This is a genomic window from Aeromicrobium sp. CTD01-1L150, assembly GCF_041951745.1.
GTDB lineage: Bacteria > Actinomycetota > Actinomycetes > Propionibacteriales > Nocardioidaceae > Aeromicrobium.
The window spans coordinates 977,911-989,630 of sequence record NZ_CP169555.1 but is presented as its reverse complement, the minus strand read 5'-3'; the positions used below and the strand labels follow the sequence as shown (position 1 = coordinate 989,630).

Here is an 11,720-nt window from a genome sequence, read left to right as displayed (position 1 = left end):
CCTCCAGCCTAAGGTGTGCACGGCGGCCGTGCCGAACGCCTGCCGGCGCCAGATACGCTCGCCGCCATGGGCATGTTCTCCCGCCGCAACCGTCCCGGCATCCGCGTCTCCTACGCACCGCTCGGCAAGGACGGCGACCTCGACCAGACCGTCACGCTGCAGAACACCACAGACGTCGGGTTGCGGCCGGTGCTGCGGTTCACGGCGGTGGACCAGTACGGCCGCGAGATGCCCAACGTCGAGGTGGGCACCGTGCTCGGCATCGACCGCGGCGCCGTCGTGGCCCCACCGGGTCAGCGCGCCGTGGACGTCCTGCACTTCCACGGGATGGGCGCGCGCAACGTGCGCGGCGTGAACATCGCCGTGGTCGACGTCCAGGAGACGGCTCTCTCGGAGATCACCGCCCCGGTCGAGGCGCTCATGGTGGACATGACCGAGCACGCGACCCTCGACCCTGAGGAGTTCTGGGGCGTCGGCGTCGTCAACCGCAACGAGGTTCCGGTGAGCCTGAAGGTGACGCTCGTCGAGCTGGAACCACCCGGCGCGGGCGGCAAGGACGCACCCCGGCAGGCGGTGGACGCCGTCACCCTGACCGAGCCGGTCGAGCTGGCCTCGGAGTCACACGACGTCGTCTGGCTGCCCGATGAGGTCCGGGGCCAGTTCCATGCCGTCCTGGCCCACCTCGACGTGGCCTGGGCCGGTCCGTCCGAACCGGAGCCACCGGAACCCGAGGCTCTATAGCCCCGCGCCCTGACACTCACTGCGTCGAGAGCAAGACCAGCAGGACGGCCACCATGGTCACGAACGCTGCAAGACAGGCGAGCGACCATGTCCGGCGTCGTTCGGCGGGCGCGGTGAGGGGCAGGACGCAGAAGAGCACGGCGCCGAACAGGATCGCGAGCATCGCCCCGAAGATCAGCGCGTACCCGTGTGGGTCGGCGGTAGGGCTCGTGGAGAGCACGCTCGAGGCGACGCTGAGGACCCCGAAGCCGAACGGCAGTGCGGCGAGCACGCTGGCCACCACGGCGACCCAGCGGCCGGCCGTCATCGCCTGGCGTTGTGGCTCCACGTCAGCTCCTCAGGTGAGGCCGGTTGCTCAGGCGACGTCAGGTGCTCAGGTGAGACCGGGGAACCACAGCGCCATCTCACGAGCCGCCGACTCCTCGGAGTCCGAGGCATGGACGAGGTTCTCGCGGTTGGACAGCGACAGGTCGCCCCGGATGGTGCCGGGCGCGGCGACGCGGCCGTCGGTGGCGCCGTTGAGGGCGCGCACCACGGAGATCGCCTCATCACCTTCCAGGACGAGCGCCACGAGCGGGCCGGAGACCGCGAACTCACGCAGCGGCGGGTACCAGGGCTGCTCGACGTGCTCGGCGTAGTGGGTGTCGGCCATCTCGACGTCGATGCTGCGGTGCTCCAGGGCGACGATGGTCAGCCCCTTGGCCTCGAAACGGGCCAGGATCTGACCGACGAGGCCGCGGCGGACGGCATCGGGCTTGAGCAGGACGAGAGTGCGCTGGGACATGGCCAACAAACTATCGTCCGCGCTCGAGGTGCCGACCGGTGCCCGCTCCCCAGGGGTTGACGAGATCACTCGGCCCACTGGTCCCGATACGCCGCGGGAACGCTCGGTCCTCGCTGCCCATGGCTACTCGACCACCGTGCGGCCACGATGACGTCGACGACCGCGCAACGGACGCGGGGATGCACTCGGTAGCGTCGTGCCCGACCTCCTTCCCCTCGGCGAGGACCCCTCCATGCCCATGCACCCCTGGTGGCGCGACGCCGTCATCTATCAGGTCTATCCGCGCTCATGGGCCGACTCCGACGGCGACGGCGTGGGTGACCTGCCCGGCATCACCTCACGACTGGAGCACCTCGTCGACCTCGGGGTCGACGCCCTGTGGCTCTCACCGTTCTACGTCTCCCCGCAGCACGACGGCGGGTATGACGTGGCCGACTTCCGTGACGTCGATCCGCTGTTCGGCACGCTCGCGGACTTCGACGCCCTCGTGAGCCGTGCCCACACCCTCGGCCTGCGGGTGATCGTCGATGTCGTGCCCAACCACACCTCCGAGGAGCACCCGTGGTTCCGGGCGGCGCTGGAGTCCGGGCCGGGCAGCCGTGAGCGCGCCCGGTACGTCTTCCGCGAGGGCCGGGGCCCGGACGGTGAGGATCCACCCAACAACTGGGTGAGCAAGTTCGGCGGTCCTGCCTGGACGCGCCTGCCGGACGAGCACCGGGCGGGGGCGGCGGGCCCTGGGCGGCGACCAACACAGTGGTACCTGCACCTGTTCGACTCCACCCAGCCGGACCTGGACTGGACGAACCCGGAGGTGCAGGAGGAGCTGGAGAGCGTCCTGCGCTTCTGGCTCGACCGCGGCGTCGACGGGTTCCGCATCGACGTCGCCCACGGGCTCGTCAAGGCCGAGGGACTACCGGACGCCGACCTCTCGATCGACGCCGACGTCGAGGCCACGGGCCGGCTGCCCATGTGGGACCAGCCCGGCGTGCACGAGATCTACCGCCGCTGGCGCCGGCTCACCGACTCCTGGGTCGACACGCACTCGTCGCCACTCTGGGGCGAGGACGGCGACCGCGTCCTGTGTGGCGAGGCGTGGGTACAGCCGGCCGAGGCGCTGGCCCGGTACGTACGCCCCGACGAGCTGCACCAGACGTTCAACTTCGCCTTCCTCATGTGCCCGTGGCGCGCCGACGACCTCCGCTCGGTGATCACGACCTCGCTGGCCAGTGCCAAGAGCGTCGGGGCGCCGCAGACCTGGGTGTTGTCCAACCACGACGTCGTGCGGCACGCGACGCGACTGGCCTACCCTCAGGACCCAGGGCAGCCACCCGTGGAGGGCATCGGTGCCGACGACCCGCAGCCCGACCCTGCACTGGGGCTGCGCCGAGCCCGGGCGGCCACCGCCCTGATGCTCGCCCTGCCCGGTTCGGCCTACCTCTACCAAGGTGAGGAGCTCGGCCTCCCCGAGGCCACCCGCATCCCCGACGACGCTCGCCAGGACCCGACGTGGGAACGCTCCGGGCACACGCGTCGGGGGCGCGACGGGTGCCGTGTGCCGGTGCCCTGGTCCGCCGAGGGCCCCAGCCTCGGCTTCGGGCCCGAGGGCCTGCCGTGGCTCCCCCAGCCGTCGGAGTACGCCACCCTCTCGCCCGACCAGCAGCGTGGCGACACGGGCTCCACCCTCGAGCTGTACCGGAGGTTGCTGCGCCTGCGCCGTGAGCTGCGTCTGGGGCGTGGACACCTGGAGTGGGCCGCCGGCTTCCCCGACTCAGCGGTGGCCTTCACGGTCTCCTGCGAGCACGGATCCGTGCTCGTGGTCGCCAACCTGGGAGCGGCCGCGGTCGCGCTTCCCAGCGGCGCCCAGGTGCTCCTGTCCTCCGACGATCTCGACGACGGCAGGGTGCCGAGCGACGTCACTGCGTGGGCGCTTCTGGGCTGAGCCTTGCGGCTGGCCTCACTGTGAGCGTAGGTTTCGACTGCACGTGATGTGAGTCACACAGTGGGAGGGCGCATGGTGCACCAGCCGAGGACGCGAGCGGCAGCCGCTGCCGCCGCGACGGCACTGAGCATCGGGATGCTCGCCGCCTGCGGAAGCACAGACGCCAAGCCGACGCTGAACTGGTACATCAACCCCGACGGCCAGGACACCCTCAACGCCCTCGCCGAGGAGTGCAGCACCGACGAGTACGACATCGCCATCCAGCTGCTGCCTGCGAGCGCCACCGACCAGCGCACCCAGCTGGCCCGACGGCTGGCCGCCGGCGACAACTCCACGGACCTGATGAGTCTGGACCCTGTCTTCGTGCCCGAGTTCGCCAACGCCGGCTGGCTCGCCCCCTTCGACGGCGAGCTCGCCGACCAGGTCCTCGACGACGACGTCCTGGCCGGTGCCGCCGAGACCGTGCGGTGGGACGGCGAGGTCGTCGCCGCACCGCAGTGGGCCAACACCCAGGTTCTCTGGTACCGCAAGTCGCTCGCCGAGGCGGCCGGGCTCGACATGTCGGGACCGGTCACCTGGGACCAGGTCATCGACGCCGCCGCCGACCAGGGCGGCACCGTGGGCGTCCAGGCCAACCGCTACGAGGCCTACGTCGTGTGGATCAACGCCCTCATCCAGGGAGCCGGCGGCGACATCCTCGACCCCGGCACCGTCGAGGAGGGCCGCGACGCCGAGGTGACCGTCGACTCCGAGGCCGGCGCCGCAGCGGCGGGCGTCATCCAGAAGCTGGCACGCTCCGGCGCCGCGCAGCCCGACTTCACCACCTCCAACGAGGGCACCAGCCTCGGCCGGATGTTCCCCGCCGAGGGCCCCGGATCCTTCATGGTCAACTGGACCTTCGTCTTCAAGAACTACGAGGGCCTCATCGGTGAGGGCGGCGGCCCCGCCGACGAGGCCGAGTTCGAGGACTTCGGCTGGGCCCGCTACCCGCAGACCGTCGAGGGCCAGGAGTCCAAGCCGCCCATCGGCGGCATCGACATCGGGGTCGGCGCCTTCTCCGACGACGTCGATGCGGCCCAGGAGGCGGCGGCGTGCATCACCTCTCCGCAGGCACAGTCCGACCTCGCAGTCAACGAGGGCCTCATGCCGTCGCGGCAGAGCGTGTACGACTCCCCCGAGCTGCAGGACGCCTACCCGGTCGACCTGCTCGAGCTCTACAGCGAGAGCATCGACGAGGGCGGGCCCAGGCCCAAGAGCGCCTTCTACAGCCAGATCTCCAACGCCGTGCAGTCGCGCTGGCACTCGCCCAACGGCGTCAACCCGGACACGACACCGGAACGCTCGGCCGAGTTCCTCACCGACATCCTGAGAGGGGAGGCCCTGCTGTGAGCGAGCGTCAGCGAACGAACCATCCAGGTGTCACGGCGTCAGGTCCGTGGTCCTTGCCGTGCGTCACGGAGGTGGCACCATGAGCACCGCCACCAAGCACAAGGACAGCGCACCGACGTCGGACCGCTCGCGTGCCGAGAACAGGCTCGCCCTCAAGCTGGTGGCACCGGCGATCGTCCTGATGCTCCTGGTGACGGCTTTCCCCATGCTGCGGGCGCTGTACCTCTCACTGTTCGACTACTCGCTCACCGCGCCCGACGACCGCCAGTTCGTGGGGCTGGGCAACTACCTCACCGCGCTCAGCGACTCCCTGTTCTGGCGGGACACGCTCAACACGGTCTTCATCATGGTCGTGACGGTCTTCTTCGAGCTGGTGATCGGCTTCGCCTTCGCGATGGTGATGCACAAGGTGATCTTCGCTCGTGGCCTGATCCGCACCTCGATCCTCATCCCCTACGGCATCATCACCGTCGTCTCCGGCTTCGCCTGGCAGTTCGCCTTCTCCAACACCAACGGCTTCGTCAACGGCTGGCTGCCGTTCATGAACCCGGACTTCGACTGGTTCGGGCAGTACTGGTCGTCGATGATCGCGATCATGGTCTCGGAGATCTGGAAGACGACGCCCTTCATGGCGTTGTTGCTGCTGGCCGGGCTCGCCCAGGTCCCCCACGACATGCTCGAGGCCGCCAAGGTCGACGGCGCCACCTGGTGGCAGCGACTGTGGAAGGTCATCCTGCCGAACATGCGGGCCGCCATCATGGTGGCCGTGCTGTTCCGCGCCCTGGACGCCTACCGCATCTTCGACAACATCTTCGTCATGACCGCCGGCGCCAACGGCACCGAGTCGATCTCCTTCCTCACCTACCGTCAGGTCATCGAGCAGTTCCAGCTGGGCATCGGCTCTGCACTCTCGGTCCTGCTGTTCCTGTCCGTCCTGGTGGTGGCCCTCGGCATCGTCAAGCTATTCAAGGTCGACCTGTCGGCCGCACGGCAGGGGTGACGGCATGAACGAGCGCGAACCAATGCGGGTGCCCTCGTACGGTGGGGTTCTGACGGGGGCGGTCGCATGAACAACCAGCTCATGAGCCGCATCGGAACCGCTCTCGGGGTGACGCTCATCCTCACCTGGTGCCTGCTCCCGGTGGCGTGGATCATCTCGTTGTCGTTCAAGTCCCAGGACGCCATCACGAACGGCAGCCCCGGCTTCTTCCCCGCCACCGGCGGTGGCGCCGGGTGGCAGAACTACGTGGACGTCATCGCCGACGACCAGTTCCGTCGCGCCATCTTCAACTCGATCGGCATCTGCCTGATCGCCACCGGGTTGTCGGTCGTGATCGCCACGCTGACCGCCTACGCCATCGCCCGGCTGGAGTTCTCCGGCAAGAAGTTCGTGCTCACCACAGCACTGGTCATCGCGATGTTCCCGGTGGTCTCGCTGGTCGGTCCGCTGTTCGACATGTGGCGCACGATCGGCATCTACGACACGTGGATCGGCCTGATCATCCCCTACATGTCCTTCACCCTGCCGTTGGCCATCTGGACCCTGTCAGCGTTCTTCCGCGAGATTCCGTGGGAGATGGAGCAGGCCGCCCAGGTCGACGGCGCCACCGCATGGCAGGCCTTCCGCAAGGTCATCGTGCCGCTGGCCGCACCCGGTGTGTTCACCGCCGCGATCCTGACGTTCTTCTTCGCCTGGAACGACTTCGTGTTCGGCATCTCGCTGACCTCCACGGAGTCGGCCCGGCCCATACCTGCGGCGCTGTCGTTCTTCGTCGGCGACGACCCGTTCAACCGGCCCGCATCGCTGCTGGCCGCCGGTGCCGTCGTCGCGACGGTCCCGATCGTCCTGCTCGTCCTGTTCTTCCAACGCAAGATCGTCGCGGGTCTCACCGCCGGCGCAGTGAAGGGTTGATGTCATGGCCGCCATCGAGATGAAGAACATCGTCAAGAAGTACGGAGACGGCTTCGCCGCGGTCAACGACGTCAGTATCGACGTCGCCGACGGTGAGTTCCTGATCCTGGTCGGCCCGTCCGGCTGCGGCAAGTCCACGCTGCTACGGATGATCGTGGGGCTGGAGGACATCACCTCCGGCGACATGGTGATCGACGGCCAGCGCGTCAACGACCTCGCGCCGCGCGATCGCAACCTGTCGATGGTCTTCCAGAACTACGCGCTCTACCCGCACCTGACGGTGTACGAGAACATCGCCTTCCCGCTGCGCCTCGCCGGCAAGAAGGACGGCGAGGTCGATGAGCTGGTACGCGAGGCCAGCACCACCCTCGACCTGGACGAGCACCTGCAGCGCAAGCCGGCCAACCTCTCCGGTGGCCAGCGTCAGCGCGTCGCCATGGGGCGCGCGATCGTCCGCAACGCCAAGGCCTTCCTGTTCGATGAGCCCCTGTCCAACCTTGACGCCAAGCTGCGCGGACAGATGCGCACCGAGATCGCCCGACTGCAGAAGCGGCTGGGCATCACCACCGTCTACGTCACCCACGACCAGACCGAGGCCATGACGCTCGGCGACCGGGTGGCCGTCATGAAGCGCGGCATCCTGCAGCAGCTGGCCACTCCGCGGGAGCTCTACGAGCAGCCGGTCAACCTGTTCGTCGCGGGGTTCATCGGCTCGCCGCCGATGAACTTCCTGCCTGCGGAGATCGATGGAAACCGGGTCAAGCTGCCGTTCGGCACTTTCGAGCTGCCCGCCGAGAAGGCGGAGCGCGCGGCCGGCAAGAGCCTGCTGATGGCCGGCATCCGGCCCGAGCACTTCGAGGACGTCTCGGTGCTCGATCCCGCCGCCGTGGACGAGTCGCGCACCTTCAAGGCCACGATCGACGTGCGCGAGTGGCTGGGCGACCAGCAGTACGCCTACATCCCCTACGACGCCGACCAGCTGGTGCAGGACCATCTGCGCGACCTCGCCCGCGAGGCCGACAGCGACTCCCTACGCACCCAGCTGGTGGTCTCGCTGGACTCCGCCAGCCAGGCGGGCGACGACGGTCAGTCCGTGCTGTCCATCGACATCGACAAGATGCACCTGTTCGACCCCTCCGACGGCGAGAACCTCACCGTCGGCCTCTGACAGAACTCAGCACCACTCGCAACTGACGAGTTTCGATACTCCGACTGGCCGGGAACCCACGGTCACTGTTCGCGCGGTCGGCTTAGCCGGACCCCGCAGCAGGGTGGCGCAACGTACTGGCACGCTCCCCGAGACGGTGACGCCGACCACGGGTCAGCTAGATCTGTGGTTCCCCGAGCTGCGTACAGGGTCCTCTCCGTGCTTCTGCACGACTAGCCAGCTCGATCAGCGGGACGCCAACGATTCAAGCGGCGCTGCATGGTTCCCAGTAGGCCATACTCGATGGCTGCCATCACGACCGAGAACGCGAGAACCCAAGCAAGCACTGTCTCGATGTCGAAGTCCGAGAACGCTTCATGGATCTCATACCCAACGCCGGAGCCCAGGCCGAACAACTCCGCGATGACTACGACCTGCCACGCCAAGGTGAGACCGAGTTTGGTGCCCGCCACGATGGACGGCAGGAGCGCTGGCAGCAGAATCCGGGTGACCTGCAGGACCCGGCCAGCCCGGAAAACACGAGCCATCTTGAACAGTTCGTGATCAAGCGCCATCGCAGATTCGCGGATGGTAAGAACCACCAAGGGAAGGGCGGTGAGGACAACGGCGACAACGGGCGTCCAGCCATTCAAACCGATAACCATCACGGCGACCAGGGCCCAAACCAGAGCAGGCATGCTGCGGCCGATCAGCACCCACGTGTCGAGCAAGGCATTGGTCCGAGCACTCCTTCCCATCGCAATCCCGAGCAGCAAGGCGAGCAAGACGGTGACCACCATGCCCGAGAAAACCCGTCGCAAAGTGAGCAGCACGGTACTGAGGAAGCCGCCGCCTGTGACGATTTCGCCCAATCGGTTGGCAGTCTCGAGCGGAGTAGGAATCACATCCACCGCCACGGTGTGGGCGACGATCCACCACACCGTCAATGCGAACGCGGCAGCTAAGATCCGCCAGCCGACAACCGACCAAATGCCTCCGGGGCCGCTGATGACGACCCGCCGCCTTGAGACTGGCAGGACTTCAGATCGCTCATTCGAGGTACTGTTCACGCCACCGGTCCCTCCACTCGGGAGTCACGCACGGAGCGCGACCACGACGCTTGCCGCAATAGCCGCTCGGCTAGCGGGACGCGACCGCTCAATGAACGCCAACGAGTCAATCGGCTGTAGATCGGACCGATGATGGCGTACTCCACAAGGGCCATCACCGCTCCGAATGCGAGCGCCCATGCAAGGACCCCGTCGAGCGAGAAGATCTGGAAGTTGCGATTGATCTCGGCGCCCACGCCAGAGGTAACCCCGAAGAGCTCCGCCAGAACCACCACCTTCCACGACAATGTAAGCCCGAGCTTCGCTCCGCCAACGATGGACGGCAGAGTCGCAGGAACCACCACCTGCCGGAAAACCATCATTCTCGTCGCATCGAAGACGCGTGCCATCCTGAACAGGTCCGAATCAAGTGCCTTGGTTGCCTCCCAGATTTGCAGCGTGAGCAACGGGGTGACCGCGAGCAACACAGCAAAGATCGGAGCCCTCCCACTGACACCGACCACCATCAGCGCAAGCAGCGCCCAGGCCAGACCAGGCATGACACGTCCAAGGAGGATCAGACCGTCGAGGAAGCGCTCGGCGTTTCGACTAAGCCCCATCGCGATCCCAAGGACGGTGGCAATCGATAGCGACGCCACTAGCCCGGTCATCACGCGCGCAATGGTTGCGGCCATATGCCGAACGAAATCCTCATACAGCACCACGTTGATCAGGCGCTCCGATACGGCTACAGGTCCGGGAAGGATGTCAGGTCCGATCCAAGCCGATGCCGCGCCCCACACCACCAGCAACGCCAGCACCGATACGAGACGAAGAAGCAATGGTTCAAACCTGCGGAGACCACTCAACGGTGCCGTCGGCCGTGTAAGCAATGCCACGACTACTCAGTCCCCCAACGGGGTAAAGATCGGATCTGGGACTGTGTCGATCAATCCAAGGTCCTTGGCGATCTCAAGCTGTTCCCGGACCGCCGAACTGGCTTCATCTGCCGTTTGGGCCGTATAGATCGCTCCGAGGTTCTCCGCCAGCATGGCCAGGTGGTCGTCATCCTCGACTTCGAGGTCAGCTCGGAACTCTGCGTAAACACTATCGTCATTGGCTAGAAGCTCAGTCGCAGCATGGATTGCCTCAGCAGCACACTGCGCCTCGGCTTCGTTGCCCTCCAACCATGTTCGGTTGGCACTGACGCCCAGCATGTACAGCGGGTCGCCGGTGATCTCGGTCCATCGTTCGTTCAACGAGAACAGGGGGCGGTACCCGCCGGCTTGTTCCAAGTTGGTCCCGTTCGGCTCGAAGAGAATCGCCGCGGCAACCTCGCCGCGCTTGAGGAACGCCTCGATGGCGGGGGGCGGGCCGGTCACCGCCTCGAAGTCACTTTCAAGGTCCATGCCCATCTTTGCAACAAGCATTTTGAAGTCGTTGTACTGCGCGGAAACTGGCGGCAGCAAGGCGATCTTCTGGCCTTTGAGATCCTCCAACGACGTCGACGGCGAATCCTCCCGCACGTACAGAACACCGTGCTCGGCCTGCAACGGTTCGATCATAGCCAGCTTCTCCAGCTTTTCGGATGAGCCGGCCCAGGAATTGAATCCGAAGTACCCCACATCGGTCTGACCAGACAGCAGAGCAATTTCGGCCGCATCAGGGGAGAAGGAAGTCACGTCCAGGTTGATGCCACATTCCTCGTCGAGACTTCGCTCCTTGATGACCTCTGCGACCATGCCGATCGAACTGGGCTGAAGGGTGGCGCCGAACTTCACGACCGGAAGTGCTGATCCACCTCCCTCGGTGCCTTCGATGACGCTACATGCACCGGCCACAAGGAGAGCTGCGACCGAGGCCGCGCCCAACGCCAAGGCCCGGCGGTTGATGAACTGTTTCATGGACGACTCCTCGCGCAGTGGGGTGGGATCGCGTCCCACCAGCAGCTAGTTCTTCGGACGGCGTTCACGTGGACTGAGGTATCGGTTCGTCGGCCAGCTGAGCGTCAGCGTCGAGCAATCCCAGAACCCGCTGCTGCACCTCGACGAGAGCGACGTCTTCGGGCCTGCGTGGCCGACCAACTGGGACCTCGAACTGCTCCACGATTCGTGCTGGCCGGGGGCTGACAACGCAAATTCGATCAGCTAGAAAAGCGGCCTCGAGCGCATTGTGGGTGACGAATAGAACTGTCGTCAGCTGATCGGCAACGATCTCCAACAGCTCGACTCGCAGCCTGCGGGCTGTCAGCTCATCGAGGCTGCTGAACGGCTCGTCCATCAGCAGCACGTCTGGTTCGATGACCAAGCCACGCGCAAGTGCGACACGCTGTTGCATCCCCCCGGACAAACTCAATGGATAGGACTCTGCGAAATCAGTGAGCCCGACGAGTTCAAGATACCGGTCGGTGTATTCCTTCCACTCTGCCCGCGCGACACCCTTACCCGCCAAAGCGAACTCCAGGTTCTGCCGAACCGTGCGCCAGTTGAGCAACTGCGGACGCTGGAACACATAGCCGCAACTCAGTCCCGCCCAGTCTGATCTGCCCCCGACCGTGACGCTACCGAGGTCGGGGTGCGTCAGACCGGCCAAGATGTCCAAGGAGGTCGACTTCCCGCAACCTGAAGGGCCCAAGAGGCAAAGAAACTCGCCGTCGTTCACCGTGAGACTAAAGTCGTCCAGTACGTTCAACTGGCCAGTTCCGCTCTGGGCAGGAAACGACTTCGAGATGTTTGTCAGTTCTATAGTTGCCATCGGAT

At 66.2% G+C, this 11,720-nt stretch carries 12 protein-coding genes; 6 read left to right on the top strand and 6 right to left on the bottom strand.

Features of this window, described 5'->3' with window-relative positions:
• Positions 1–66: 66 nt before the first annotated feature.
• The gene (locus ACEVFP_RS04885) at positions 67–741 is read left to right on the top strand and encodes a hypothetical protein (protein WP_375002409.1); all 675 of its coding nucleotides are present in this window, start codon (positions 67–69) and stop codon (positions 739–741) included.
• Between the two features lie 16 nt (positions 742–757).
• Here ACEVFP_RS04885 and ACEVFP_RS04880 read toward each other — a convergent pair whose 3' ends face one another.
• Both ACEVFP_RS04880 and ndk read right to left on the bottom strand, forming a co-directional pair.
• Positions 758–1,069, bottom strand: coding sequence for a hypothetical protein (locus tag ACEVFP_RS04880; RefSeq protein WP_375002407.1), 312 nt, complete (start codon positions 1,067–1,069; stop codon positions 758–760).
• Positions 1,070–1,114: 45 nt separating this feature from the next.
• Positions 1,115–1,525 (bottom strand): nucleoside-diphosphate kinase, encoded by a 411-nt coding sequence (ndk, locus tag ACEVFP_RS04875; protein WP_375002406.1) that lies wholly within the window; start codon positions 1,523–1,525, stop codon positions 1,115–1,117.
• Between the two features lie 232 nt (positions 1,526–1,757).
• Between ndk and ACEVFP_RS04870 the strand changes: the two genes are divergently transcribed.
• The 5 genes from ACEVFP_RS04870 (at position 1,758) to ACEVFP_RS04850 (ending at position 7,933) form a co-directional block, all read left to right on the top strand.
• Positions 1,758–3,464 carry a glycoside hydrolase family 13 protein gene (locus tag ACEVFP_RS04870; protein ID WP_375002404.1) on the top strand — a complete coding sequence of 569 codons (1,707 nt, stop codon included), beginning with the start codon at positions 1,758–1,760 and terminating at the stop codon, positions 3,462–3,464.
• A 72-nt stretch (positions 3,465–3,536) separates the two neighbouring features.
• Complete coding sequence (locus ACEVFP_RS04865; RefSeq protein WP_375002402.1) at positions 3,537–4,853, top strand: extracellular solute-binding protein; 1,317 nt, start codon at positions 3,537–3,539, stop codon at positions 4,851–4,853.
• A 79-nt stretch (positions 4,854–4,932) separates the two neighbouring features.
• Positions 4,933–5,853, top strand: a complete 921-nt coding sequence (locus tag ACEVFP_RS04860) for a carbohydrate ABC transporter permease (RefSeq protein ID WP_375002401.1) — start codon at positions 4,933–4,935, stop codon at positions 5,851–5,853.
• Between the two features lie 66 nt (positions 5,854–5,919).
• Entirely contained in the window at positions 5,920–6,765 is an 846-nt protein-coding gene (locus ACEVFP_RS04855; protein ID WP_375002400.1) for a carbohydrate ABC transporter permease, read from the top strand.
• A gap of 4 nt (positions 6,766–6,769) precedes the next feature.
• Positions 6,770–7,933 carry an ABC transporter ATP-binding protein gene (locus ACEVFP_RS04850; RefSeq protein WP_375002399.1) on the top strand — a complete coding sequence of 388 codons (1,164 nt, stop codon included), beginning with the start codon at positions 6,770–6,772 and terminating at the stop codon, positions 7,931–7,933.
• Between the two features lie 212 nt (positions 7,934–8,145).
• Here ACEVFP_RS04850 and ACEVFP_RS04845 read toward each other — a convergent pair whose 3' ends face one another.
• From ACEVFP_RS04845 to ACEVFP_RS04830, 4 genes are all read right to left on the bottom strand, one after another.
• Entirely contained in the window at positions 8,146–8,982 is an 837-nt protein-coding gene (locus ACEVFP_RS04845; protein WP_375002397.1) for an ABC transporter permease, read from the bottom strand.
• A complete protein-coding gene (locus ACEVFP_RS04840) occupies positions 8,979–9,782 on the bottom strand; it encodes an ABC transporter permease (protein ID WP_375002396.1) in 804 nt (267 codons plus the stop codon). Before ACEVFP_RS04840 ends, ACEVFP_RS04845 begins: the two co-directional genes overlap by 4 nt.
• An 84-nt stretch (positions 9,783–9,866) precedes the next feature.
• Positions 9,867–10,865 carry an ABC transporter substrate-binding protein gene (locus ACEVFP_RS04835; RefSeq protein WP_375002395.1) on the bottom strand — a complete coding sequence of 333 codons (999 nt, stop codon included), beginning with the start codon at positions 10,863–10,865 and terminating at the stop codon, positions 9,867–9,869.
• Positions 10,866–10,929: 64 nt separating this feature from the next.
• A complete protein-coding gene (locus tag ACEVFP_RS04830) occupies positions 10,930–11,715 on the bottom strand; it encodes an ABC transporter ATP-binding protein (RefSeq protein WP_375002393.1) in 786 nt (261 codons plus the stop codon).
• Between the last annotated feature and the right edge of the window lie 5 nt (positions 11,716–11,720).